This is a genomic window from Lentzea sp. NPDC051208 (assembly GCF_040682435.1).
Taxonomy (GTDB): domain Bacteria; phylum Actinomycetota; class Actinomycetes; order Mycobacteriales; family Pseudonocardiaceae; genus Lentzea; species Lentzea kristufekii.
This window is the reverse complement of sequence record NZ_JBFBAW010000001.1, coordinates 538,810-563,854: the sequence shown is the minus strand read 5'-3', so window position 1 is coordinate 563,854 and position 25,045 is coordinate 538,810. Positions and strand designations below refer to the sequence as shown.

18 protein-coding genes are annotated in these 25,045 nt (G+C 69.8%); 11 read left to right on the top strand and 7 right to left on the bottom strand.

Features of this window, described 5'->3' with window-relative positions:
* Nucleotides 1-7 precede the first annotated feature (7 nt).
* From AB0M48_RS02365 to mmuM, 5 genes are all read left to right on the top strand, one after another.
* Entirely contained in the window at nucleotides 8-1,276 is a 1,269-nt protein-coding gene (locus tag AB0M48_RS02365) for a lytic polysaccharide monooxygenase (RefSeq protein WP_363835486.1), read from the top strand.
* Complete coding sequence (locus AB0M48_RS02360) at nucleotides 1,261-1,728, top strand: hypothetical protein (RefSeq protein WP_363835485.1); 468 nt, start codon at nucleotides 1,261-1,263, stop codon at nucleotides 1,726-1,728. Before AB0M48_RS02365 ends, AB0M48_RS02360 begins: the two co-directional genes overlap by 16 nt.
* A gap of 20 nt (nucleotides 1,729-1,748) precedes the next feature.
* Complete coding sequence (locus tag AB0M48_RS02355; protein ID WP_363835484.1) at nucleotides 1,749-3,500, top strand: glycoside hydrolase family 6 protein; 1,752 nt, start codon at nucleotides 1,749-1,751, stop codon at nucleotides 3,498-3,500.
* Nucleotides 3,501-3,735: 235 nt separating this feature from the next.
* Nucleotides 3,736-4,761, top strand: coding sequence for a LacI family DNA-binding transcriptional regulator (locus AB0M48_RS02350; RefSeq protein ID WP_266043960.1), 1,026 nt, complete (start codon nucleotides 3,736-3,738; stop codon nucleotides 4,759-4,761).
* Between the two features lie 183 nt (nucleotides 4,762-4,944).
* On the top strand, nucleotides 4,945-5,841 hold the full coding sequence (mmuM, locus tag AB0M48_RS02345; RefSeq protein WP_363835483.1) for a homocysteine S-methyltransferase: 897 nt from the start codon (nucleotides 4,945-4,947) through the stop codon (nucleotides 5,839-5,841).
* 301 nt (nucleotides 5,842-6,142) lie between these two features.
* Here the strand turns inward: mmuM and AB0M48_RS02340 are convergent, their stop codons facing one another.
* From AB0M48_RS02340 to AB0M48_RS02315, 6 genes are all read right to left on the bottom strand, one after another.
* The gene (locus AB0M48_RS02340; RefSeq protein WP_363835482.1) at nucleotides 6,143-7,429 is read right to left on the bottom strand and encodes a ricin-type beta-trefoil lectin domain protein; all 1,287 of its coding nucleotides are present in this window, start codon (nucleotides 7,427-7,429) and stop codon (nucleotides 6,143-6,145) included.
* A 23-nt stretch (nucleotides 7,430-7,452) separates the two neighbouring features.
* Nucleotides 7,453-8,742: a cellulose binding domain-containing protein gene (locus tag AB0M48_RS02335; protein WP_363835481.1), complete on the bottom strand. Its 1,290-nt coding sequence runs from the start codon at nucleotides 8,740-8,742 to the stop codon at nucleotides 7,453-7,455.
* A 45-nt stretch (nucleotides 8,743-8,787) separates the two neighbouring features.
* Nucleotides 8,788-11,622: a glycoside hydrolase N-terminal domain-containing protein gene (locus AB0M48_RS02330; RefSeq protein WP_363835480.1), complete on the bottom strand. Its 2,835-nt coding sequence runs from the start codon at nucleotides 11,620-11,622 to the stop codon at nucleotides 8,788-8,790.
* A 25-nt stretch (nucleotides 11,623-11,647) separates the two neighbouring features.
* Nucleotides 11,648-12,985, bottom strand: coding sequence for a PHB depolymerase family esterase (locus AB0M48_RS02325; RefSeq protein WP_363835479.1), 1,338 nt, complete (start codon nucleotides 12,983-12,985; stop codon nucleotides 11,648-11,650).
* Complete coding sequence (locus AB0M48_RS02320) at nucleotides 12,982-14,358, bottom strand: glycoside hydrolase family 43 protein (RefSeq protein WP_363835478.1); 1,377 nt, start codon at nucleotides 14,356-14,358, stop codon at nucleotides 12,982-12,984. The genes AB0M48_RS02325 and AB0M48_RS02320 overlap by 4 nt, the downstream gene beginning before the upstream one ends.
* 76 nt (nucleotides 14,359-14,434) lie before the next feature.
* Nucleotides 14,435-15,808, bottom strand: a complete 1,374-nt coding sequence (locus AB0M48_RS02315; RefSeq protein ID WP_363835477.1) for an endo-1,4-beta-xylanase — start codon at nucleotides 15,806-15,808, stop codon at nucleotides 14,435-14,437.
* Between the two features lie 457 nt (nucleotides 15,809-16,265).
* Here AB0M48_RS02315 and AB0M48_RS02310 point away from each other — a divergent pair, with 457 nt between their 5' ends.
* Nucleotides 16,266-17,639 carry a glycoside hydrolase family 6 protein gene (locus tag AB0M48_RS02310; protein ID WP_363835476.1) on the top strand — a complete coding sequence of 458 codons (1,374 nt, stop codon included), beginning with the start codon at nucleotides 16,266-16,268 and terminating at the stop codon, nucleotides 17,637-17,639.
* Between the two features lie 85 nt (nucleotides 17,640-17,724).
* On the opposite strand, the gene AB0M48_RS02305 is transcribed toward AB0M48_RS02310, so the two are convergent.
* Complete coding sequence (locus AB0M48_RS02305) at nucleotides 17,725-19,887, bottom strand: RICIN domain-containing protein (protein WP_363835475.1); 2,163 nt, start codon at nucleotides 19,885-19,887, stop codon at nucleotides 17,725-17,727.
* On the opposite strand from AB0M48_RS02305, the gene AB0M48_RS02300 reads away from it, so the two are divergent.
* The 5 genes from AB0M48_RS02300 to AB0M48_RS02280 all read left to right on the top strand — a co-directional run bounded on the left by AB0M48_RS02300 (nucleotide 19,874) and on the right by AB0M48_RS02280 (nucleotide 25,018).
* Entirely contained in the window at nucleotides 19,874-20,101 is a 228-nt protein-coding gene (locus AB0M48_RS02300; protein ID WP_363835474.1) for a hypothetical protein, read from the top strand. The two genes, AB0M48_RS02305 and AB0M48_RS02300, sit on opposite strands and share 14 nt — an antisense overlap.
* Before the next feature lie 293 nt (nucleotides 20,102-20,394).
* Nucleotides 20,395-21,162: a FadR/GntR family transcriptional regulator gene (locus AB0M48_RS02295; protein ID WP_363835473.1), complete on the top strand. Its 768-nt coding sequence runs from the start codon at nucleotides 20,395-20,397 to the stop codon at nucleotides 21,160-21,162.
* Between the two features lie 141 nt (nucleotides 21,163-21,303).
* Entirely contained in the window at nucleotides 21,304-22,341 is a 1,038-nt protein-coding gene (locus AB0M48_RS02290) for a LacI family DNA-binding transcriptional regulator (protein WP_363835472.1), read from the top strand.
* Nucleotides 22,342-22,489: 148 nt separating this feature from the next.
* The gene (locus tag AB0M48_RS02285) at nucleotides 22,490-23,503 is read left to right on the top strand and encodes a cellulose binding domain-containing protein (RefSeq protein WP_363835471.1); all 1,014 of its coding nucleotides are present in this window, start codon (nucleotides 22,490-22,492) and stop codon (nucleotides 23,501-23,503) included.
* Nucleotides 23,504-23,542: 39 nt separating this feature from the next.
* Nucleotides 23,543-25,018 carry a non-reducing end alpha-L-arabinofuranosidase family hydrolase gene (locus tag AB0M48_RS02280; protein WP_363835470.1) on the top strand — a complete coding sequence of 492 codons (1,476 nt, stop codon included), beginning with the start codon at nucleotides 23,543-23,545 and terminating at the stop codon, nucleotides 25,016-25,018.
* Nucleotides 25,019-25,045: the final 27 nt, after the last annotated feature.

Here is a 25,045-nt window from a genome sequence, read left to right as displayed (position 1 = left end):
GCTGGAGATGAGAAAACGCATAGCGTTGTTGGCGGTCGCAGCCGCGGTGGGCGCCGTGCTGGTGCACACCGGTGGCACGGCCGTCGCGCACGGGTCGATGGTCTGGCCCGGCAGCCGCACGTACCTCTGCTACGAGGACGGCCGCGCAGGCGGCGGTGGCGGTGACCTCCAGCCCACCAACCCGGCGTGTGCCGCCGCGGTTGCCCAGGGCGGGAAGCAACCGTTGTGGGACTGGTTCGGCAACCTGATCAGCAACGCCGCCGGACGTCACCGGGAGATCGTTCCCGACGGCAGCCTGTGCGGTCCCACCACGAAGTTCTCCGCCTACAACCTGGCGCGGGCCGACTGGCCCGCGACGCAGGTGCAGGCGAACAGCTCGGTCACCTTCCGGTACAACGCGTGGGCGCCGCACCCCGGCACCTGGGAGCAGTACGTCACCAAGGACGGCTTCGACCCGACGATGCCGCTCAAGTGGTCCGACCTCGAGCCGGTCCCGTTCGACAAGGTGACGAACCCGCCGCTGGCGAACGGCGAGTACGCGTGGCAGGCCCGGCTTCCCAACAAGTCCGGCCGGCACATCATCTACTCGCTCTGGCAGCGCTCGGACAGCCCGGAGGCGTTCTACAGCTGTTCGGACGTCGTGTTCGGCGGTGGCACCGGAACGCCCGACACCACAGCCCCGTCGGCGCCCGGCACGCCGGTCGCGTCCGGCATCACCGGCAGCTCGGTGAAGCTGGACTGGCCCGCCGCGACGGACAACGTGGGTGTGACGGGATACCGCGTCTACAACGGCAGCCAGGTGGTCGCCACCTCCGCCACGAACTCGGCGACGGTCAGCGGCCTGACGGCGGACACCCAGTACTCGTTCACGGTGGTCGCGACGGACTCGGCGGGCAACGCCTCGCCGGCGTCCCCCGGCGTCACGGTCAGAACGACGACCGGTGGCGGTAGTACCGGCTCCTGCACGGTGACGTACGCGCGGCCGAGCACGTGGAGCGGCGGGTTCACCGCGAACGTGACGGTGTCCAACAGCGGCACCAGCGCGATCAGCGCGTGGCAGCTCGTGTGGGCCTTCCCTTCCGGACAGCAGCTCTCGCAGGCCTGGTCGTCGACGGTCACCGTCGCGAGCGGGCAGGCGACCGCGAAGGGGGTGTCGTACAACGCGGACATCCCGGCCGGAGGCTCGGTGTCGTTCGGGTTCAACGCCACCACGGCGTCCACGCCGGCTGACCCGACGTCCTTCACGCTCAACGGTTCCGCGTGCGCCATCCGGTGACGAGGGCCCTGGCCGCCCTCCTGGTAGTGGGTTCGGTCGCGTTCGTCCTCCTCGTCGGACGCGCCGAACCCACGCCGGACCTCAGCAGAGGCGTCGACGGTGTCGCCGCGTGGCTGCACGAGCTGACCGACGAGTGCGCGACCGTCGAGCGGGACGACGACTTCACCGACTTCGCCGGTCCGGTGCGGTCGAAGGTCTACGCGCCGTTCATCGCGGAGTGGGGGACCTGCGCCAAGCCGCCCTACGAGCGGCTCGGGCTGCTGGTTCTGCGCCCTGGCCTGGAACAGGCCTGGCGGGCGGCGCTCGCGAAGGGCGAGGTCCGGGGTGACCCGGACCTCGCCTTCGGGGACGGTTTCGCGCTCACCGGCTCGATCGGGATGGAGTACCTCGGCCTCAAAAGACTCGAGTGCACGCCCAGCGCGTGTTCGCTCGTTGAGATCAAGCACCATTGAGAGACAGGAGAACCGGAGCAATGAAGCTCTACGGACAGAGGCGGTGGGCCGCGGCGGGAGTCGTGGTCGCCACCACCGCGGCGACGGTCGCGGTGGCGCTCAGCGCGCCACCCGCGGGCGCCGCACCTGGCTGCCGTGTCGACTACACGGCGAACAGCTGGGGCGGCGGAGGGTTCGGCGCCTCGGTGAAGATCACCAACCTGGGTGACGCGGTGACGGGTGGCTGGACGCTGAAGTTCGCGTTGCCCGGCAACCAGCGCGTGGCGCAGGGGTGGAGCGCGACCTGGACGCAGTCCGGCGCGGACGTGACCGCGGCGAGCATGCCGTGGAACGGCAACCTGGGCACCAACGCGTCGATCGACATCGGCTTCAACGGCTCCAACGCCGCGAGCGGTGACGCGAACCCGACGACGTTCTCCCTGAACGGCACGGTGTGCACCGGAGCGCCGCCCACGAGCACGACGACGACCACGACCACCACCACTACGACCACCACGACGTCGAACAACCCTGACCCCGGCAACCGCGTCGACAACCCGTACGCGAACGCCAAGGTCTACGTGAACCCGGACTGGGCGGCCAAGGCGAACGCGGAGCCCGGCGGCAGCAGGATCGCGAACCAGCCGACCGGTGTGTGGATGGACCGCATCGCGGCGATCAACGGCACCACCGGTGCCCGCGGGCTGGCCGCGCACCTGGACGAGGCGGTGCGCCAGGCGGCGGGCTCACCGCTCGTCATCCAGCTCGTGATCTACAACCTGCCGGGTCGTGACTGCGCGGCGCTGGCGTCCAACGGCGAGCTCAAGGCCACGGAGATCGATCGCTACAAGACCGAGTACATCGACCCGATCGCGTCGATCCTCGCCAGGCCCGCGTACGCGAACCTGCGCATCGTGACCGTGGTGGAGATCGACTCGCTGCCGAACCTCATCACCAACGTGACGCCGCGGCCCACGCAGACGCCGCAGTGCGACGTCATGAAGGCCAACGGCAACTACGTCACCGGTGTCGGGTACGCGCTCGCGAAGCTGGGTGCCGTCCCGAACGTCTACAACTACATCGACATCGGCCACCACGGCTGGCTGGGCTGGGACGACAACTTCGGCGCGACGGCGGACCTGCTGTTCCAGGCGGCCAACGCGTCCGGCAGCACCAAGGCCAACGTGCAGGGCTTCATCGCCAACACCGCCAACTACGGCATCCTCACCGAGCCGCACTTCTCGATCGACGAGTCGATCAACGGCACGTCGGTGCGCCAGTCGAAGTGGGTGGACTGGAACCGCTACACCGGTGAGCTGCCCTACGCGCAGGCGTTCCGGCAGCGGGCCGTGCAGGCGGGCTTCGACGCGAACGTGGGCATGCTGATCGACACCAGCCGCAACGGCTGGGGTGGCTCGGCCCGTCCGTCCGGTCCTGGACCGAGGACGACCGTGGACGCCTACGTCGACGGCGGCAGGCTCGACCGGCGCATCCACCTCGGCAACTGGTGCAACCAGGCCGGCGCGGGCATCGGCGAGCGCCCGAAGGCCGCACCCGCGGCGGGCATCGACGCCTACGTGTGGATCAAGCCGCCGGGCGAGTCCGACGGCGCCAGCGAGGAGATCCCGAACAACGAGGGCAAGGGCGCGGACAAGATGTGCGACCCGACCTACACCGGGAACGCGCGCAACGGCAACAGCATGTCCGGTGCGCTTCCGAAGGCCCCGCTGTCCGGCCACTGGTTCTCCGCGCAGTTCCAGGAGCTCATGCGGAACGCCTACCCGGCGCTCTGAGCCTGAGTGTGTGAGCGTGCCCATGCGGTCGGGCTCGCGTCTGGAGTTCCGGACGCGTGGGCACGCTCCTCTTAATTGATACGGAGTTCTGTCCGGCAACTTTCCAGACGGTGCAGAATTCGTCTGGACCACCGTTGACGCGCAATGTTAACGCGCACATCTCTCTTGATGTCATCAGAAGGTGCTCCCTATGGTGTCGACACACTCAGTGAGTGAAAGTGTGAAAGGAGGCTGTGTGGTCACCATCGCGGATGTCGCGCGGCATGCGGGGGTCGCCCCGAGCACAGTCTCCTACGTGCTCACGGGCAAGAGATCGATCTCCGCGGACACGAAGACGAGAGTCCGCGACAGCATCAGGGAGCTGGGCTACCAGCCCCACGCCTCCGACCGCGCGCTGTCCACCGGCAGGACGAACGTGATCGGGCTGGTGCTGCCGCTGCGGGCGGGCACACACCTGCCGGCGGTGATGCGCTTCGTCACGGCGGCGGTGACGACAGCGCGCAGGTACGACATGGACCTCCTGCTGATGACCGCGGACGACGGCGCGGCGGGACTGCGCCGTGCCGCGAACAGCGCCCAGGTCGACGGTTTCCTGGTGATGGACGTGGAGATGGACGACGACCGCGTGCCGTTGCTCCGCCAGCTGTCCAAACCGTCCGTCCTCATCGGACACCCGGCGGCCGCCCGCGGGCTCACCTGCGTGGACCTGGACTTCGAGGCGGCGGGCGCGAAGTGCGTCGACCACCTCGCCGACCTCGGGCACCGTTCCATCGGTTTCCTCGGCGCGCCGAGCGCGGTCTACCGCCGCAGCACCGGCTTCGCCCACCGGACCATGAACGGGTTCAGCGCGGCAGCCATGCGCAGGGGAGTGGCCGCGACGGCACTGGCAGTCGAGGGCGACCACGACTCGGTGCTCAGGGCGACCAAGGCGCTGATCCGCGCGCACCCGTCGATGACCGCGCTGGTCGTGCACAACGAGGCGGCCCTCGGCTGGATCACCTCGTGCCTGCGCGCGGCCGGCCGCCAGGTCCCCGGTGACGTCGCCGTGGTCGCGATCTGCCCGGACGAACTGGCTGAGCAGACGTCCCCCCTGCTCACCTCGGTGCGCCTGCCCGCGGAGGAACTCGGCAGGCACGCGGTCGACCTGCTCGTCGCCAAGCTGGAGGGCAAGCAGCCGCCACCGCTGATGCTGTTGCCTCCCAGACTGTCCCGGCGGGCGAGCACACCGGATCACGCCGTACATCGCGGCGCGACAGGCTGACCGGTCCGCCACCGGCGGACCGGCACAAGACGGGCGGTCGCTGGGACGGCTTCTGCGCGTGCGGAAATGCGGCGCGCACACGCGGAGGCCCCCGCAGATCGTCCTGGAGGGGTGCGCGACACCACGGCGGAGCGGCCGTCGCGCACCCCTCCCCTTCGCTTTCCCGGCCGTAGACTCGCCGGGATGGAACTGGCAGAGGCTTTGGCACGCAGGATGGTCGTGCTCGACGGCGGGATGTCGACGGCCCTGGAACTCGCCGGGCACGACCTGTCCGACGAGCTCTGGTCGGCCCGGTTGCTGCTCACCGACCCGGACGCCGTGCGCGCCGCGCACCTCGCCTACTACCGGGCGGGCGCCGAGGTCGCCATCACCGCGAGCTACCAGGCGAGCTTCGAGGGCTTCGCCCGCCGAGGCATCAGCGAGTCCGAGACCGCGCGCCTGCTGCGGTCCAGCGCCGAGCTGGCCCGCTCCGCCGCGTCCGAAGTGGACGGACCGCGCTGGGTCGCGGCGTCGGTCGGCCCGTACGGCGCGGTGCTCGCGGACGGCTCGGAGTACCGGGGCCGCTACGGCCTGAGCCGGCAGGAACTGGTCCGCTTCCACGGTCCTCGCATCGAGACGCTCTGCGAGGCCGGGCCGGACGTGCTCGCCGTCGAGACGGTTCCCGACGTGGACGAGGCCGAAGCCGTGCTGGAGGTGGTGCGCGGCAGCGGGGTGCCGGTCTGGCTCTCCTACACCGTGCGCGGCGACCGGACCTGCGCCGGGCAACCGCTCGAGGAGGCGTTCGCGGTCGCGGCCGGCGTGGACGAGGTCATCGCCGTCGGCGTGAACTGCTGCGCGCCGCAGGACGTGGCGGGCGCGGTCGCCGTGGCCCGGCGGGTGAGCGGGCTGCCGGTCGTGGTGTACCCGAACAGCGGTGAGCAGTGGGACGCGGTGGCCCGGTCCTGGTCTGGGGATGGGGGCGGGTTCGCCGCGCAGGCCTTGGACTGGGTCGGCGGCGGTGCGCGGTTGGTGGGTGGGTGCTGCCGGACCGGGCCGGACGCGATCGCGGTGCTGGCGGAAAGGCTGGCGGCGGCGAGGTGAAAGGCTTCAGTCGGCTTCAGGTCGGTGAAGCCTCCACGGCCGACGTTCCGCGAGGCGGTATCGCCGAAGCGACCGGACACGCCTCGTTGGAGGCGAGGTGAGAGGGCTCCCACCGACCCGAGATCGGTGAAAGCCCTCCGTTCGGCCGAACAACGCCCCGCGATCTCGTCCTCGACGGGGCACGGGCGAAAGCCCCGGCGGCACCGCTGACACGACCAGACACGCCCGTATGAGGCCGTCCCGGCGGCACCTCCTGCAGACCTCCCGCCCGCGAGTCCCATCGAACCCGCGGGAACCCGGCCTACACCTGCGCCCAACGCTGGTTCGCACCTCCGTGGCAGGTCCACACGATCGCGGCGGTGCCGTTGGCGGTGCCGGCGCCGTTGACGTCCAGGCACAGCCCGGTCTGGGCGTTGGCGATCGTGCCGCCCGCGTTGACGTTCCACTGCTGGTTCGCGCCGCCGTTGCAGTCCCAGAGCCGCACCGCGGTGCCCGCCGCGGCGTTGGCCGGAGCGTCCAGGCACTTGCCCAGGACCTGGAGGGTCTGGCCGGTGCGGGTGAACTGCTGGTTGGCGTTGCTGTGGCAGTCCCACACGACCATCGGTGACCCGTTGGCCGTGCCGGCTCCGCTGACGTCGAGGCAACGGCCTGAGGCGTCGCCGCGCAGCCGGAACGTCGTCGGGGTGGGGGTGGTGCCGCCGGTGAAGAACTTCCAGACCTCGGTCTTCACCCAGCTGCGCGCTCCGCTCTCGCAGCCCGCGCACCCGTCCACCGGTCCCTGCTGGTGGCCTCCGTCGAACGGCGCCCAGACGACCGGGTACCCGGCTCGGCAACCGGCGTAGGTGGTGGTGATGTGCGTGCGGCTGCCTGCCGCCGGTTCCGGTGCGTTCTGGGGCTGGCAGCCGTTGTTGCGCACCCACCTGTCCCGCTGGCCGCGGCCGGAGCCGATGTTGTCGCCGATGCCGTGGATCCCCATGAACGCGACGGGCGCGGTGCCGCCCGCGCACCCGCTGATCTCGCCGGGGCTCGCGATGGCGGCGATCGCGCGGAAGACGTTCGGCCGCGAGCACGCGAGCGAGATGCTCATCGCGCCGCCGTAGCTGAAGCCGAGAGCGAAGCGCTGCGTCGTGTCGACGCAGAGGTCGTTCTCGATCCGGCGGAGCATGTCGTCGACGAACGTGACGTCCTCGCCGCCGGAGTTGGCCCAGCCGTTGCCGATGCCCTGCGGCGCCACGAAGATCGCCGTGTTGTTCGCCAGCCGCCGCAGGCCGTAGTGGGCGTAGACGTCGCCGTCGCTCCCGCCGGAGGCGACGTCGTTCATCGTGCCGCCCCACCAGTGGAAGCCGAAGACCAGCCGGTGCTGCCGGGTGTTGTCGTAGTCGTCCGGGACGCTCAGGACGAACGACCTGGTCTTGCCTCCGCTCTGGATCGTGTGCGTGCCGCTGCGCAGGGTCGGTGCCTTGCCGCAGCCCGGCGTTGCGGCAAGAGGTGCCGCGGGGTCGGCGACACCGGTGCCGGCGCCGGCGCCGGAGAAGACGAGTGCGGCGATGGCCACCGCGGTGAGCCACCACTTCTTGTGCTGGTGCATGTTCGCGCTCCCTGTGGTGGCGGTCAGGCGACTGAGCACGTGTTGCCGTTGAGGCTGTACGAGGCCGGCGCCGAGTCGTTGCCGGTGTGCGTGGCCTGGAAACCGACGGTGATCGACGCGTTCGGCGCGATGTCGCCGTTGTACTGGACGTTTCTCGCGGTCACCTGCCCGGACGTGGGGGAGTAGGTGGCGCTCCAGCCGGACGTGATCGTCTGCCCGCCGGGCAGGGTGAAGACCAGCGACCACCCGCTGACCGGCGAGGAACCGGTGTTCGTGATGGTGATGTTCGACGTCAGGCCGTTGTTCCAGGCGCTGATCACGTTGCTCACGCGGCAGGCCGCGTCACCGGGAGGCGTCGTGGTCGTGGTCGTCGTCGTGGTGGTGCTCGTCGGGCCGCCGCCGCCCGGGAATTGGGTGATGAACTTCCACACCTCACCGGACGTCCAGGTCCGCCAGCCGTCGCCGCCCGAGTCGATCGGTCCCGGCGTGTGGCCGCCGTCGAACGCGGCCCAGACGACGGGATAGCCCGCCCGGCAGCCGCTGTAGTTCGTGACGATGTGCGTCCGGCTGCCCGCCCGCGGTTCGGGAGCGTTCTGCGGCGTGCAGCCGTTGTTGCGCACGAACGTGTCGCGCAGCCCGCGGCCCAGGCCGATGCCGAGCACGTTGTCGCTGATGCCGTGGATGCCCATGTAGCCGATCGGCTGGGTGCCGCCGTCGCACCCGCTGAGCTGCGCGCCCGAGTAGGCGATCACTGCGCGGAAGACGTTCGCGCGGGCGCAGGCCACCGCGTACGACATGCCGCCGCCGTAGCTGAAGCCACCGGCGAACCGCTGGGTCGTGTCGATGCACAGCCCCGAGTCGAGGCGGTTGACCAGGTCGTCGACGAACCTCAGGTCCTGGCCGCCGGGGTTGGCCCAGCCGTTGCCGTTGCCCTGCGGCGCCACGAAGATCGTGCCGTTGTTCGCCGCGTCGGAGAGCCGTCGCAGCCCGTAGTAGGACCAGTTGTAGCCGTCGGTGCCACCGGAGTCGACGTCGTTCGCGGTGCCGCCCCGCCAGTGGAAGCCCACGAACAGCCGGTACTGGCGGTTGCTGTCGTAGTTGGGCGGCAGCCGCAGGATGAACGAGCGGTTCTGGCCACCGCTGTTGATCGTGTGCTGGCCGCTCGTGAGCGCCGGTGGCTTGCCGCACCCCGCGGTCGCCGCCGCCGTGCCGACATCCCCGGCGGTCTGGCCGCCCAGCGCGATCCCCGCCGCGCCCAGGAAGACCACGGCGCTCGCGACGGCCGCCGCGAGCACGGACCTATGCCGCGCCATGGCAGAACCCCTTGTGCAGGTGGAACATCGTCGTCCCTTCGCTCGTCAGGCTTGCTGGAGTTGGAACCGCTGGTTGTTGGAGCCGGTCGGACTCCACTGGGAGAGCCGGGCACCGTCGGCGGCCGACGCCTCCCAGACGTCTGCGGCGAGCCCGCTCTGGCGGTTGACGAGGCTGATCACGCCACCGCCGTGGTCAACCACCCGCCACTGCTGGCTCGTCGCGCCGGAGTCAGGCTGCTGGGTGATGTCGGCGCCACTGCTGGAGCTCGCGACCTGGAGCACCAGGCCGCTGTGCCGGACCCGCACGCGGTAGTGGCCGCCGCCGGAGTCGAGGAAGTCGAACTGCTGGTTCAGCCCGCTGGTCGCGGACCACTGCTGCACCAGCGCTCCTGCCGCCGTGGACGCACCGCTGACGTCGGCGCACTTCCCGCTGTGCCGGGCGACGAGCCGGTAGTGGACGCCGGGCCGCACGCCGGGACCGGAGGCCTGACCGGTCACGCGGTAGGTGCGTCCACGGTGGACGGAGAACGTGACGACGTCGGACTCCGGCTTGGCCGGCTCGATCACGGCGCCGCTCGTCGTGTCGCGCAGCTCGAACGTGCCGGCGAAGACCCGGTTGCGGATCCGGGCGGTGCCGTCGCGGTCCGGCGTCACGGTCAGGGTGGTGGAACCGTCGGCCCCCCAGATCGCGCCGACGGTGTACCCACCACGCCCGCGCAGGCCCGCGAAGCTGCCCGCGGACCAGGCCGGTGGCAGCGCCGGCAGCACGTGCAGCTCCCCGGCGTGGCTGTGCAGCAGCATCTCCGCGACACCGGAGGTCGCGCCGAAGTTGCCGTCGATCTGGAACGGCGGGTGCAGGTCGAACATGTTGGGCGCGAGGCGTTCGGTCGTCACCAGCGACCGGAGCAGGTCGTGCGCCCTGGCGCCCTCCTCCAGCCGCGCCCAGAAATTGATCTTCCAGGCCAGCGACCACCCGGTGCCCGCGTCACCCCGCAGCTCCAGGGTGCGCAGCGCCGCGGCGTGCAGCTGGGGAGTGCCGCGCTTGGTGATCTGGTTGCTCGGGTGCAGGCCGTAGAGGTGCGAGACGTGCCGGTGGTTGCGCTCGGTCTCGGTCCAGTCGTACAGCCACTCCATCACGTTGCCCCGCGACCCGATCCTCGTCGGGGCGAGCCGCTGCCGCGCGGTGCGCACCTGGGTGCGGAAGTCGGCGTCGACGCCGAGCACCTCGGAGGCGCCCGCACAGCCGTCGAACAGGTCGCGCAGGATCTGCATGTCCATCGTCGGCCCGGCGCAGACGCTGGCGTTGGTGTGGTGGTTGAGCTCCGGCGAGTTCGACGGGTTGGTGACGAGGTTGCCGAGGCTCGGCTCGGTGACGAGCGTGTCCAGGAAGAACTGCGCGCAACCCTTCAACGCCGGGTAGTACGCGCGCAGGAAGCCGAGGTCACCGGTGAACAGGTAGTGGTCCCAGATCAGCGTCGACAGCCACGCCCCGCCGGTCTGCCACATGCCCGCCGCGGCGAAGTCGACGACCGAGGAACCGCGCCAGGCGTCCGTGTTGTGGTGGGTGACCCAGCCGCGGGCGTTGTACTGCAGCTGCGCGGTGCGGGCACCGGTGACGGTCAGGTCGCCGACCATGCGGAACACCGGCTGGAGGCACTCGCCGAGGTTGGTGGTGTCCGCCGGCCAGTAGTTCATCGGCAGGTTCGCGTTGATGGTGTACTTCGAGTCCCACGACGGGGCCATCTGGTCGTTCCAGATGCCCTGGAGGTTCGCCGGCTGCGTGCCGGGGCGCGACGACGAGATCAGCAGGTAGCGGCCGTACTGGAAGAGCAGCACCGCGAACTGCGGGTCGCTCGTGCCCGCGTGCCGGGTGATCCGGACGTCGGTCGGCTGGTCCGCCGCCGCGGTGCGCCCGAGGTCGAGCGACACGCGCCCGAACAAGGCCTGGTAGTCGGCGACGTGCCGGGCCCGCAGCGTGTCGAAGGCGATGCCCTGCGCCGCGTTCAGGCGGGCGCGGGCACTGCCCTGGTAGTCGCCGTCGACCGTGCGGAAGTCGACGTAGCTGCTGCCGATGGAGATCAGCACCGTCACCGCGTTCGCGCCGGTGACGCGCAACGTCCCGCCGGAGCTGCTGACGGTGCCGCCCTCGGCCACCGCCCTGGCGAGCGCCAGGAACCGGACGGTGCCCGCGATGCCGCGCTGGGTGCCGGAGATCCCGTCCAGCCCGATCGTCGTGCCGTCCACTGTGGACGTGGTGGTGCGCTGCGGTGAGCTGAACGACGCGGTGAACGAGATCGAGCCGGGCGTCTGCGCCGTCAGGCGCATCACGATCACCTGGTCCGGCGCGCTGGCGAACACCTCCCGCTGGTGGCGGACGTTGTTCGCCGTGTAGGTCACGACCGTCGTGGCCGTGGTGAGGTCGAGCGACCGCTGGTAGGACGACGCGGTCGCGGAGGGGAACGTCAGGCGCAGGTCACCGACCGGCTGGTAGGCCAGCTGCCCGGCGGGAACGCCGAGCATGGTCTGGTCGATCAGCGACTGCGCCTGCGTCCACTGCCCGGCGAACACGAGCCGCCGGATCTCGGCGAGCGATCCGGCGCCCCGCGGGTTGGTGTAGTCGTGCGGACCGCCCGCCCACACCGTGTCCTCGTTGAGCTGCAGGCGTTCGGTGTCGGTGTTGCCGAACACCATCGCGCCGAGCCGCCCGTTGCCGATCGGCAGAGCGCGCAGCCAGTCGTTCCCGGCAGGTCCGGCGTACCACAGCGAGAGCTCGCCCGGTGCGCGTACGTCCGCGGTGGCGGGGCTCGCGGTCCACCCCGCCTGCGTCAGTGCCACACCCGCACCGAGCTTGATGAGCTGCCGGCGGTTCAGTTCGGACATGCCGGTCCTCCAGAGGTGTGCGCGGTCAGCTCACGGCGCAACGCACGCCGTTGAGCGTGAACCCGTCCGCGGCTGCGCTGTTGCCCGTGTGCGTGGCCTGGAAGCCGATCGACACCTGGGCCGAGGGCTGGATCTGCGCGTTGTAGCCGACGTTGCGGGCGGTCACCTGGCCGGTGGCGGGGGAGTAGGTCGCGCTCCATCCGCCCGTGACGGTCTGCCCGCCGGGCAGCGTGAACTGCAGCTCCCAGCCGTTCACCGGTACCGAGGACGTGTTGGTGATGGTGATCGTCTCGGTCAGGCCGGTGTTCCAGGCGTTGACCACGGCCTTCACCGAGCAGCCCTGCGGCGGTGTCGTGGTGGTCGTCGTGGTCGTGGTCGTGGTGGTTGTCGTCGTCGTGGGCGGACGATCGAGGCCGAGGAACGTGATCGCGTGCGCGACCATCCCCGCGGTCGGCACGTCGTGCCCGGTGCCCTGGGCGCTGATGCCCTCGACGACGGCCGGCGTGCCGGTGCCGTAACGAGTGCGCGTCCAGTTCGGCTGCGGCTGGTCGGTGGTCGTCGGCGTCCTGCTCACGCCGTGCACGTTCGTCCACTGGTCGAGCGCCTCACCGAAGTTCGGGTACGCCAGCGTCGTGTCGGCGGTGCCGTGCCACAACTGCATGCGCGGGTAGCGCCCGGTGTAGCCGGGGTACATCGCCCTGGCCTGGTCTCCCCACTGCTGCGGGGTCTTCAGCAGGGTGCCGCCCGAGCACTGGCTGTTCCACATCGACCCGTCCGTCGTCGCGAAGCAGCCCGCCGGGACACCGGCGAAGGCCGCGCCCGCGCTGAACACGTCCGGGTACTGGGCGGCCAGCACGTTGGTCATCATCGCGCCGGACGAGATGCCCGAGACGACGATGCGCTCCGGGTCCACGTTGTAGCGCTGGCGCGCGTACGACACCATCGACATGATTCCCGTGGAGTCGCTGCCTCCGTTGCGTCGCAACGCGTTCTGGGTCGACACGTCGAAGCAGTGCCCGTCCCTGGTGGCCTCGGGATAGACGATCACGTACCCGTTGCGGTCCGCGGCGGTGACGTAGTCGCGTCCGCCGCCGTTGTGCACCGCGCTCGCGGAACCGGTGCAGTAGTGGATCATCACGAGCAGGGCCGGGCGTTCCGCGAGCCGGTCGGGGGCGTAGACGTACATGTTCAGGCCGGTCGGGTTGGTGCCGAAGTTCGTGACCCGCACCAGGGACGCGGCCTGCGCCGGCTGGGGCACGAGTGAGAGCGCGACGGCGGCGACCAGCATCAGCACGGCCGCGACGATGCCGGCGAGGCTGAGGCCGTCGAGACTCGTCCGGCCGCGGGACTTCGAGTTGCTCATGATGGGCTCCCCCCGCTGAACTGCCACCAGTTCATGTTGAGCAGATAACCGCTGCCACCGCTGAACCTCAGGTAGAGGTCGCGCGTACCGTTCAGCCCGCTCACCGGGCACGTGACGGTGGTCCACGCCTGCCAGCCGCCGGTGTTGGGCACGGTGCAGCGGCCGGCGAGAGTGCCGGTCGGACTGCCGCTGCGCACCTCGACGGAGCTTCCCGCGACGGTGGACGCGACGCGGGCGGTGAACGTCGAGGCGCCGTTGCCGAAGGCGACGTTCTTCACCTTGATGTTGTCACCGTTGTTGATGTAGCCGACGTTCATGCCGCCCTCGCTGGAGGCCTCGGTCTCGATGCCGTTGCCCCACGCGATGGTTTCGGCTTCCTGCCGTGCGTAGGGGTTGAGGGTGTCGGCCGCCGGTGGTCCCGCCGTCGTCATGGCGAGGGACGGGATGCTGCCGTCGGCGTTGTAGCTGAACTTCTCGACGGCCACGGAGCGGGTGAAGCCGCCACCGCCGGGCAGGGCGCCGTTGTGGTAGAAGAAGTACGAGCTGCCCTTGAAGTCGATGATGCCGGGGTGGTTGGTGAAGCTGCTGCCCTGCGTGGCCATCACGGTGCCGCGGTAGGTCCACGGCCCGGTCGGGCCGGGGGAGGTGGAGTAGGCGATGAACTCCGAGCAGCACTTGGCCGCGAAGACGTTGTAGTACAGGCCGTTGCGCTTGTAGACCCAGGGACCTTCCTCGTAGAGGGTGGGCCGGTTCGGGTCGCCGGTGCGGGTACCGAAGCCCGCCGTGGTGAGCGGGATCCTGGTGATGCCGCCCGAATAGGACGTCATGTCGGCGTTGAGGCGGACGTAGGAGAGGTTGGGGTTGCCCCAGTACAGGTACGCCTGGCCGTCATCGTCGATCATGACCGTGGGGTCGATCTCGCCGTTCTCCACCAATGGGCGGCCGAGGGCGTCGCGGAACGGGCCGGTGGGGCTGTCGGCGACGGCCACACCGATGGCCGGTCGTCCGGTGGTCTTGGTGACGACGGGGACGTACCAGTAGAACTTGCCGTTGCGTTCCACGGCCTGGCCGGCCCACGCGTCCTGTTTCGCCCAGCTGAACGAGGCGAGGCTCAGGGGAGAGCCGTGGTCGGTCCAGTTCACCATGTCGGCCGAGGACCAGACCCGCCACTCCTTCATGGTGAACCAGGTCGAGCCGTCCTCGTCGTGGCCGGTGTAGAGGTAGACCCGTCCGTTGTGGACCAGCGGTGCCGGGTCAGCCGTGTAGATGTGCTGCACGATCGGGTTGTCCGCCCTCGCCGGCGCGACCACCACCATCAGGAACGAGCCCACCACCAGGGCGATGCTCGTCCAAAGCCTTCGTGTCTTGACCATTGTCGTCTCCCAGGGCAGGGCCCTCCGGCGGACGGTGACCCGTCCGCCGGAGCTTGCCGGTCGTGTGGTGCGGGAGTCAGCTGGCGGTGCAGGACGGGTTCAGCCCGTCTCCGCTCCCGTTGCCCTGGAAGCCGAACTCGGTGGACTGGCCGGCGGCCACGTTGCCGTTGTAGTCCACGTTGGACCAGTTGATGGCTCCGCTGGTGCCGCTTCGGTTGGCACTCCAGGAGCCGGTGACCGTGCCGTTCGACAGCGTGGTGGTGACCCTCCAGCCGCGCAGGGCGCTGGAGCCGGCGGTGACCTTGATCGTGGCGACGAAACCGCCGTTCCACTGGTTCAGCGACACCGTCGCGGTGCAGCCGCCCGGACCGGGGTCGTTGCTCGTGGTCGTCGTGGTCGTGGTCGTGGTGGTGGTCGTCGTCGTGCCGGGACCAGCCGAGTTGAGCGCGTCGAGCACCGAGTTGTAGGCGGCCTTCTTGTTGCCGTTGCCGTCGAACAGCAGCGGGGTGCCGGAGGCGCGCCACGAGTCGGTGTCGCGGATGCCCCACACGGTGATGCCGGTGCACCGCGTCACGGCGAGGCAGGCCCGCGTCACGCGGTCGTAGTTCGACGCCTGGGAACTACCGGAGCCCTCGATGTCCAGCTCGGTGATCTGCACGTCGACGCCGAGGTTGGCGAAGTTCTGCAGGGTGGTCTGGTAGTTCGAGGGAACCGGGCTCTGCGCGTTGAAGTGGGACTGGAAGCCGACGCAGTCGATCGGCACACCGCGGGACTTGAAGTCCTGCACCATCCGGTAGACGCCCTGGGTCTTGGCGTGCGACCAGTCGTCGGTGTTGTAGTCGTTGTAGCAGAGCTTCGCGCCGGGGTCGGCGGCACGGGCGGCGCGGAACGCGGCCTCGATCCAGTCGTTGCCGGTGCGCTGCAGGTTGGAGTCGCGGCGTCCGCCGCTGCTGCCGTCGGCGAAGGCCTCGTTCACCACGTCCCAGGCGTAGATCTTGCCCCGGTAGTAGGTCGCGACCTGCGTGACGTGGTTCAGCATCGCGTTGCGCAGCGCCGTGCCCGACATGTTCTGCATCCAGCCGGGCTGCTGCGAGTGCCACGCCAGCGCGTGCCCGCGGATTCGCTTGCCCTGGTTGCGCGCCTGGTTCACGATCCGGTCCGCGTTGCCGTAGCTGAACTGCCCCTGATTCGGCTCAGTGGCGTCCATCTTCATCTCGTTCTCGGCCGTGACCATGTCGAACTCGCGGTTCAGGATCCCGACGTAGGTCGAGTCCCCGAGCTTGTTCGCGGCCACGGCCGTACCGAAGTAACGGCCGCTTTGCTGGGCCGCCGCGCCGAGGGTGGTCGCCGCGTTCGCGACGGGAGGTGCGATCAGGGTGGCGCCGATTGCCGCGGCCGCGACCGTGGCAATGATCGGGATCAGAGCCACTGACTTCGATGTCAGTCTCATCATTCACGCTTTCGCAGGAACACCCGTTGCAGGGTGTGATGGACGGGGTCAGCTCACGAGGTCCGGTGCGCCAGTGCCGGATCCCGTTGAACGACAAGGAGTGTCTCAGCTCCCTGTTCACGCTCACAAGAACGCACTGTCGAATTCGACAGCAGGTTGACTCGATCGGCGCACAAATGTAGGGGAGCGCTCCCAGTGCGGACGTCAAACCGTTTGAGCACGATCGTCGAACGGTATTGAAACCGTATTCTGCTAAAGTTAGCGCTAACATCTTTAGCGTTGACGAAACGTTGTTTCGCAGCTACCTTGGCCCGAACTCGTATTCGCTTTTCAGCGATGCCGGTCCGAAGCGGACCGAGTGCTCGGCTGTGCGCCGCACGTTCTGCGCACTGCCCGTGAGAGCGCTCTCACGTATCGCGAACCCCTTCCCCATGGCAACGACGCTGCGAGGACCTGAATGTCAGCAACTGTTCCGTCCCGAGAAGACACGACGACACCGAGGAAGCGAGCGGCGGGCGCGTGCCTGTTCGCGTCCGCGCTCGTCGCCGGGGTCACCACCCTGGTGGTCAGCGGCGGCGCGACCGTCAGCGCGGCCGAGTCGGCGTTCTACGTCGACCCGTCGAGCTCGAGCGCCAGGTGGGTCGCCGCGAACCCGGGAGACTCGCGTGCCGCGGTCATCCGGGACCGCATCGCGTCGGTTCCGCAGGCGCGCTGGTACACCACGACCAACACCTCCACGGTGCGGTCGGAGATCAGCTCGTTCGTCGGCGCGGCGGCCTCCGCCGGCAAGATCCCGATCCTGGTCGTCTACAACATCCCCAACCGCGACTGCGGTGGCCCCAGCGGCGGCGGGGCGTCCTCCCACGCGGCCTACCGGGCGTGGGTGGACGAGGTGGCCGCGGGCCTGGCAGGCCGTCCGGCGACGATCGTGCTCGAACCGGACGTGCTGCCGCTGATGTCCACCTGCCAGACCGCGGACCAGCAGAACCAGACCAAGGCGTCCATGGCCTACGCCGGCAAGAAGCTCAAGTCCGGCTCCGCGCAGGCGAAGGTGTACTTCGACATCGGGCACTCCGCGTGGCTGAGCCCGGCGGAGGCCGCGAACCGCTTGCGCGGCGCGGACATCTCCAACAGCGCCGACGGCATCTCGACGAACGTGTCGAACTACCGCTCCACCTCCGACGAGGTGAACTTCGCCAAGAACGTGCTCAACGCGGTCGGTGACAGCCGCCTCAAGGCAGTCGTCGACACCAGCCGCAACGGCAACGGTCCGAACGGCAGCGAGTGGTGCGACCCGGCGGGACGCGCGATCGGCATCCCCAGCACGACGAACACGGGTGACGCCAAGATCGAGGCGTACCTGTGGGTGAAGCTGCCGGGTGAGTCCGACGGCTGCATCGCGCCGGCCGGTCAGTTCGTGCCGCAGCGCGCCTACGAGCTCGCGATGGCCGCCGGCCCGACCAGCACGACGACGACCACGACGACCACTACGACGACGACCACCACGAGTGGCAATCCCATCGGCGGCTGCAAGGCGACCCACCGCGTCGTCAGCCAGTGGCAGGGCGGCTACACCGGTGAGATCGTGATCGAGAACCGTGGTCAGGCGATCAACGGCTGGACCTTCTCGTTCTCCGCTCCCGGCGTGTCCGTCACGCAGGGCTGGAACGGGACGTGGACCGACTCCGGCGACGAGGTCCGGGTGACGAACACCGCCTGGAACGGCTCGCTCGGGGCCGGTGCCCAGCTGAGCATCGGGTTCAACGCGAACTACAACGGTGGCACGCCGCCGTTCTCGTCCGCGGTGCTGAACGGCGTCGCCTGCTCCTGAGGCGGTGAACGGGTCCCCGCACCGGCCGGTGCGGGGACCCGGTGGTGTGGCCTGGAAGGTTGGCGGGCCACACCACCGGCCGTTCTCAGCCGCGCAGACTCCACTGCTGGTTCGTCCCGCCGTGGCACGACCAGAGGTGGATCAGCGTGCCGTTCGCGGTGCCGTTGCCGCTGGCGTCGAGGCACAGCCCCGACTGCGCGCCGGTGATGGTGCCGTCACCGTTGACGCTCCACTGCTGGTTCACGCCGCCGTGGCAGTCCCACAGGATCGCCGCGGTACCGTTGGCGGTCCCTCCGCCGGAGGCGTCGAGACATTTGCCCTGCACGGTGAGCTGCCTGCCGGCCGTGTGGTTCCAGCGCTGGTTCGTGCCGCCGTTGCAGTCCCAGAGCCGCGCCTGGGTGTTGTTGCTCGTGGTGGCGACGTCGAGGCAGCGGCCCGACTGGCTGCCGACGACCGTGACGTTGTCCCGGCCGCCCCCGCTGCCGCCCGGACCCGCGTTGGCCATGACCGCCTGGGCGCCGGACGGCCAGTTGCCGTTTGACACCACCACGTTGCCGTTGACGACGTTGCCGCGGTCGCCGTTGGTCACGTTGGTGCTGTTGTTGGTCGACCAGTTGCCGGTGAGGGTCCAGTTGCCCATGTTCTCGCCTCCCCAATAGTTGGCGGTGGCCCAGGTGCCGGTGGAGGAGAACACGTTGCCGGTCGCACGGTAGTACTTGGAGCCCTCGTCGAAGTAGAGGCCGAACCAGCCGTTGGTGCGCAGGCAGTGGTTGCCGCTGATCTCCGCGTTCGGGTTCCAGGCGAGCGTGTAGATGCAGCCGCCGTCGGTCATCTGCTGCATGACGTCGTGGACGTAGTTGTTGATGAGCTTGTTGTTGGACGCGGTGGTGGGCGTCGAGTACCGCGGCTGGTAGTTGTACAGACCGCGGTTCGCGTAGTGGTTGCTGCCGCCCGCGTCGTTGGCGCCCCAGCCGTAGCCGAGGGACAGGCCGGAGTACGGCATGTTGTAGATCTCGTTGTGGGACACGGTCGCCGTGCTGACGTAGGTGTTGAGCACCGACACGTTGCCGCGGTACTCGACGCCGAGGTCGTGGATCCTGTTGTGGCTCACCGTGATGTCCCGGTTGACCATCCGCTGGTCGCTCGGGTGGTGCGCGTCGGCCCGCACGCCACCGACCACGACGCCGCCCGCCGAGTTGCGGGCGATCTCCGACCTGGTGATCGTGATGCCGGACGCGCCGAGTCCCACACCGCTGGCGTGCGCGTTGGCGTCGTTGCCGATGCCGATCGCGGTCTGGCCGAGGTTGACGAACTGCGAGTCGGTGAAGGTGATGCCGCCGGCCGCCGAGACCTGGACCGCGGCGGGCATCTGGAACCAGTGCGGGCGCACCGCCTCGAACTGCGCACAGCCCTGCTGGCAGGAGTTGATCCGGTCGGCGGGCCAGTTCTGGTTGCCCGCCATGTAGGCGCCGGTCTGCTGGTCGGCGAACCCCTGGTTGCTGCTGGGGCCGAGCCAGGACGTGCCGGTGAAGGTGATGCCGCTGAACGTGATGTTGCGCGCCGGAGCGTCGTAGGTGCCGCCGACGTTGACCAGTGACTGCAGCACCGGCAGTTCCACGCTGACGTTGCTCATGTTCTGCCCGGCGAGCGGGATGTAGTAGAGCGCTCCCGCACCGGGATCGACGTACCACTCGCCTTGCGCGTCGAGGAACTCGTACGCGTTCGCCAGGTACAGCGGGCCGGCCCGGTGCGGTTTGCTGAGCGTGTCGTAGCCGAAGGTGTTGTTGTTCCACGCGGGTTGTTGCATCGTGAGGAAGTTCCCGGCGATGCTCTGCACCGGCGAGTAGCGGTCGGTGAACGAGTTGACGCTCTCCACCTCGACGCGGTTCTGGTTAGCCAGGTTGTTGAGGTAGTTCAGCGCACTGTTCGAGAAGCGCATGCCGGTGTCGGTGAACGTGAAGTCGGCGCGGTTCACCTGGGCCCGCGCGCGGGTCGCGATGGCACCGTTGACGTACAGCTGGCGGCTTTCCACACCCGTGCCGACGCCTGCCCGCCAGATGTTCCTGCCGGCGTCGGCCAGCGACCACCCGGTGACCGCCCTGGCGCCGCTGATGACGGGACGTGCCGACGCGGCGGCCTGCCACAGCACGCGGTACCCGTTGCTGCCGGAGTCCGCCGCGGTGAGCCGGAACGGCTCGGTGAGCCTATAAGTGCCGCCGGCCAGTTCCACGACGATGTCACCGGACATCGAGGCGTTGCGGGACCTCACCGTAGCCTGCGCTCCCGGCAACGAGCACGGCGCCGCGGCGGAGCAGGCGGTGCCGCTGCCCGAGGGAGAGGCGTGGAGGGTCGTGGTGGCCGCGGAGGCGGGGGGAGCGGTGGCGAGGGCGGCGATCACCGCTGCCGTGGCGGCGAGCGCGATCCGCCCGCGCACAGCGGGGAACGAGGACGTGGACAAGTGACCTCCTGGTGGGTGTGGCCTGATCACCTCTCCCGCTGCGGCGGACGGGACAGCTCGTGTCCTGTGTGGACGCCCGGGTTCGTCGAGCCTGCCGGGGAACGCGCCGGCGGCCGGCCAGGACTTCGCGGCGACGGCACCGTGGAACGGGGCGTGCGGACGGGTCTCCGCGGACGGGAGGCCGGGCGTCCGGGCCGGTTCAGGACAACGCGAACGTAACTCGTATGACGTGTGACGTCAATGGTGTTACGTATACTGTCGAGTCCTCGCAACAGGGTGCGGCACAACGGAGGCGAAATGTCGGTGACACGTCCGGACCAGGATGCGGCCGCGACCCCCGGATGGACGCGGAGACCGGCGAGCCTGGCCGTCGCGGTCACCGCCGAGCTCGTGCAACGCGTCGTGCGCGGCACCTACGCCGAAGGAACCACGCTCCCGCCCGAGCCCGTGCTGTGCGAGACCTTCTCGGTGAGCAGGACGGTGATCCGCGAGGCGGTGAAGGTCCTGCAGGAGAAGGGGTTGGTGCGGGTGCGCCAGGGCGCGGGCACCACCGTCACCCCGATGGCGCAGTGGAACATGCTCGACGAGCTGGTGCTCGCCGCCGCCGTCGCCGAGGACGAGAGCCTCGCGATCCTCGACGACGTGGTGGTGACGCGCCGGTTGCTCGAGTCGGACATGGCGCAGGTCGCCGCGCGCACCGCCGGCCAGGACACCGTGGACCGGTTGCGCGCCCTGGTGGACCGGATGGACGAGCTCGTCGGCGACACCCCCAGCTACGAGGAGCACGACCGCCTGTTCCACGACACGATCATGCAGGCCTCGGGCAACCGCATCGCCCGTGGTGTGGTGCGTTCGCTGGAGAGGCAGGTCCTCAACTCCGCCGGCTACCACGGGCGCAGCGGCCGGGACATGTGCACGGCCTCCAACAAGGGGCACCGCCGCATCTGCGAACGCATCGCCGCCCGCGACGAGGCCGGTGCGGCGCAGGCGATGTTCACCCACATCACCGAGGCGTGGCTCGTGCGCCGCGGCGACGCCGGAGACCCCGGTCGCCTGAAGCGGTAGGACGCTCGTCGCCGGACGGTCCCCTCCGCCAGGGCCGTTCGGCGGAAGGCGTGTGACCACAACCAGTTCGTGGAACATCCGGCTGCGACGCGGCCGGGCCCGTACGGCTCGGGAGGCGGATCTGCGGTGGGACGAACTCGCGTGACCCTGGCCGACGTCGCGGCGGCGAGCGGGGTGTCGGTGACGACGGCATCGCTCGTGCTGACCGGACGCGCGCGCGAACTGCGCATCTCCGAGGACGCCGAGCGGAGGGTTCGTTCCACGGCCCAGGAGCTGGGTTACCGGCGCGGCACGCTGGTGAGCGGGCCGCGTCCGGGACCGTCGCGGACGATCGGGTTCGTGCTCGACACCGTCACCTCGTCCGGGTTGGCGGGCGAGGTCGTGAAGGGCGCGGTGGAGGCCGCCTACCGGCACGGGTTCATGCTGTTCGCCGGGGAGACGGGCGGGGACCCGGTGCTCGAGCGGTCGCTGGTCCAGGCGATGCGCGACCGGCGCGCGGACGGCATCGTCTTCGCCACCACGCACACGAGGGCGATCACGGTGCCGGAAGGCCTGCACCACGGGCCCACCGTGCTGCTCAACGCCACCGCCGGGGCCGGTTCGGCCATCCCGTCGGTGGTGTCCGACGAGGTGCAGGGCGGACGTTCGGCGGCACGCCTGCTCGTCGAGGCGGGGCACCGCCACGGCATTCACCTGATCGGCGCCGGACCGGGTCACTACGACGTCCCGCCTCGCAGCATCGCGGCCGTGCAGCGCCTCATGGGGCTGCGCGAGGTGTTCGCGGCAGCGGGCGTCGAGGTGGTCAGCGCGCACCGCTGTCCCCGGTGGACGCCGGAGGACGGGTACGACGCGACCAGGGACCTGCTGCGCCACCACCTGCCCAAGGCGCTGGTGTGCTTCGACGACCGCCTGGCGTTCGGGGCTTACCAGGCTCTCGGGGAGGCCGGGCTCGCGGTGCCGGGTGACGTCTCCGTGCTGGGGTTCGACGACCACCCCGTCGCCTCCTGGATGCGGCCCCGGCTGACCACCATCGCCCTGCCGCACCACGAGCTCGGCGTGCAGGCGGTCGAGGTCCTCGTGGAGGTGCTGGGACGGCGTGGGCGCGTGGTCCGGCCGCCGCTGATCCGCCGGGTGCCGATGCCGGTGCGCGAGGGCGGTTCGGTCGCGCGACCGCGGTGACGAGCAAGACTTGTTCGCGTTAACAGCGCAATGCGCCTGATTGCGGCTTGAGCGCGTAAACGAGCCGTTTTGCTAAAGGTTAGCGCTCACATTTTAGCTACATTGCTGGAAGCCGCCCCGCCGCTGACCGCTCGTCGAAAGGCTCATCATGCCGAGCCCGCTCAAAGCGCTGTGCGGTGCGCTGATCGCCACCCTGCTGGCCGCGTCGCCCGCCTTCGCCGAACAGTCCACTGTGGATGAACCGGTCCCCTTCGCCGACCCGGTGAGGGTGATGCCGCTGGGCGACTCCATCACCCAGGGCGGCTCCCTCGGCGGCTACCGCCTCGACCTCGGCACGAAGCTGCGTGCCGCCGGACGCTCCGTCGACTTCGTGGGCTCGCTCGCGGACGGGCCGGGCTCCATGCCCGACCGCAACCACGAGGGGCACCCCGGCTGGACCATCGCCCAGGTCGACGCGAACGTCGTGAACTGGCTGAGGACCTACACCCCGCGCACGATCCTGCTGCACATCGGCACCAACGACATGTACGGCAGCGATCCCGCCGGCGCGCCGCGAAGGCTGTCCGCGCTGGTGGACAAGATCACCGCTCAGGCGCCGAACGCCAACGTGTTCGTCTCGACCATCATCCCGATCCGCTTCGCCGACTCCACCGTGCGCGCCTACAACTCCGCCATCGTCCCGCTGCTGCGAGCGAAAGCCGCGGCGGGCAAGCGGGTGCACGTCGTGGACATGTACCCGGCGGTGCCGATCGCCGACCTGCCCGACGGCATCCACCCGAACGCCACCGGCTACAGCAAGATGGCGGCGGTCTGGTTCACCGCGCTGTCGTCGGTTCCCGGCAGCATCGGCGATCCTCCCGCGCCCGGCGGCGCCTGCACGGCCACGTCGAGCGTCACGGGCACCTGGAACGGTGGTTTCCAGGCCGACGTCACGGTCGCCAACCCCACCGCGTCCGCACTGTCCGGCTGGACGGTCCGGTTCACGCTTCCCAACGGGCACACCGTGTCGCAGATCTGGGGCGGTGTCGCCAGCGGTTCGGTCACGGTCACCAACGCCCCCTACAACGGCTCGGTCAGCCCCGGCGCCTCGGTGACGTTCGGCTTCCTCGCGTCCGGTCCCGGTGCGGCGGCGGTCGGAAACGCCACCTGTGCCGGCGCGTGATCTGAGCTCCTCCGCTCCCTCCGACGACGAAGGGTGATCATGTTCTTCGCACGATTGTTCACATCACGACGAGCCCGGCTCACGGCCGTCGCCGCCGTCCCGCTCATCGCTGTGTCCGCGCTCGCCGCGGTGGCGGTGCCTCCCGCCGCGGCCGCCCCGGGCTGCTCGGTGACCTACTCCGCACCGTCGCAGTGGGACGGTGGCTTCACGGCGAACGTCAGCGTCACCAACCTCGGTGACGCCGTCAACGGCTGGACGCTCACCTGGAGTTTCTCCGCGGGCCAGCAGGTGAAGCAGGCCTGGAACGCCGAGGCGACCCAGTCGGGGAGCGAGGTGACCGTCCGCAACGTCTCGTACAACGCGGCGATCCCCACCGGTGGCCGGGTCGAGTTCGGGTTCAACGGTTCCTCCACCGGTTCGACGAACCCGAACCCCACGGCGTTCACGCTCAACGGCACCCTGTGCACCGGTGACGTCGGCCCCACGACGACGACCACGACCACCACCACGACGACGACCACGACGACGACCACGACGGGCAACCCGCCCGTGGGCAGCCTGCCGTCGAGCTTCCGCTGGAACTCCAGCGGCGTGCTGATCAGCCCGAAGCCGGACGCCACGCACCCGAACGTCGCGGTGAAGGACCCGAGCGTCATCTACTACAACGGCAAGTACCACGTGTTCGCGTCGACCTACACCAACGGCTACAACCTGATGTACACCAGTTTCAGCGACTGGTCCCAGGCGTCGGCCGCACCGCACTTCTACCTCGACCGCTCCGGCATCGGCGGCGGGTACCGGGCCGCGCCGCAGGTGTTCTACTTCGCGCCGCAACGCCTCTGGTACCTCGTCTACCAGACCGGGGACAACGCGTCGTACTCCACGACCACGGACATCTCCAACCCGGCGTCGTGGTCCACGCCGAAGAACTTCTACGCCGGCGGGATGCCGCAGATCATCCGCGACAACATCGGCAACGGCTACTGGGTCGACTTCTGGACGGTGTGCGACACCGGGAAGTGCTACCTGTTCTCCTCCGACGACAACGGTCACCTCTACCGGTCGGAGACCAGCCTCGCGCAGTTCCCGAACGGCTTCACCAACACGGTGATCGCCATGCAGGACAGCGACCGCAACCGGTTGTTCGAGGCCGCCAACGTCTACAAGATCGCCGGCAAGAACCAGTGGCTGCTGGTGCACGAGGCGATCGGCTCGGACGGCCGCCGGTGGTTCCGCTCCTGGACCGCGCCCTCGATCACCGGTCCGTGGACGGGCCTGGCGGAGAGCGAGTCGAACCCGTTCGCCCGCGCGAACAACGTCACGTTCCCGGGTGGACAGTGGACCCGCGACATCAGCCACGGCGAGATGGTGCGCACGAACGTCGACCAGACGATGGAGATCAGCCCCTGCAAGCTCAGCTACCTCTACCAGGGCATGGATCCGGGCGCCGGGGGTGAGTACAACCGGCTGCCCTGGCGGCTCGGCCTGCTGACCCAGACCAACTCGACCTGCTGAGTGCAGGACCGACGCCGCCGGGCACGC

Bases quoted from the DNA above. Each gene is read 5' to 3' on its own strand.
- AB0M48_RS02310 (WP_363835476.1), top strand. From the start codon at position 16,266: ATGTCAGCAACTGTTCCGTCCCGAGAAGACACGACGACACCGAGGAAG.
- AB0M48_RS02330 (WP_363835480.1), bottom strand. From the start codon at position 11,622: ATGTCCGAACTGAACCGCCGGCAGCTCATCAAGCTCGGTGCGGGTGTG.
- AB0M48_RS02335 (WP_363835481.1), bottom strand. From the start codon at position 8,742: ATGGCGCGGCATAGGTCCGTGCTCGCGGCGGCCGTCGCGAGCGCCGTG.
- AB0M48_RS02295 (WP_363835473.1), top strand. From the start codon at position 20,395: ATGTCGGTGACACGTCCGGACCAGGATGCGGCCGCGACCCCCGGATGG.
- AB0M48_RS02280 (WP_363835470.1), top strand. From the start codon at position 23,543: ATGTTCTTCGCACGATTGTTCACATCACGACGAGCCCGGCTCACGGCC.
- AB0M48_RS02340 (WP_363835482.1), bottom strand. From the start codon at position 7,429: ATGCACCAGCACAAGAAGTGGTGGCTCACCGCGGTGGCCATCGCCGCA.
- AB0M48_RS02325 (WP_363835479.1), bottom strand. From the start codon at position 12,985: ATGAGCAACTCGAAGTCCCGCGGCCGGACGAGTCTCGACGGCCTCAGC.
- AB0M48_RS02315 (WP_363835477.1), bottom strand. From the start codon at position 15,808: ATGAGACTGACATCGAAGTCAGTGGCTCTGATCCCGATCATTGCCACG.
- AB0M48_RS02320 (WP_363835478.1), bottom strand. From the start codon at position 14,358: ATGGTCAAGACACGAAGGCTTTGGACGAGCATCGCCCTGGTGGTGGGC.
- mmuM (WP_363835483.1), top strand. From the start codon at position 4,945: ATGGAACTGGCAGAGGCTTTGGCACGCAGGATGGTCGTGCTCGACGGC.
- AB0M48_RS02285 (WP_363835471.1), top strand. From the start codon at position 22,490: ATGCCGAGCCCGCTCAAAGCGCTGTGCGGTGCGCTGATCGCCACCCTG.
- AB0M48_RS02305 (WP_363835475.1), bottom strand. From the start codon at position 19,887: ATGTCCGGTGACATCGTCGTGGAACTGGCCGGCGGCACTTATAGGCTC.
- AB0M48_RS02300 (WP_363835474.1), top strand. From the start codon at position 19,874: ATGTCACCGGACATCGAGGCGTTGCGGGACCTCACCGTAGCCTGCGCT.
- AB0M48_RS02355 (WP_363835484.1), top strand. From the start codon at position 1,749: ATGAAGCTCTACGGACAGAGGCGGTGGGCCGCGGCGGGAGTCGTGGTC.
- AB0M48_RS02365 (WP_363835486.1), top strand. From the start codon at position 8: ATGAGAAAACGCATAGCGTTGTTGGCGGTCGCAGCCGCGGTGGGCGCC.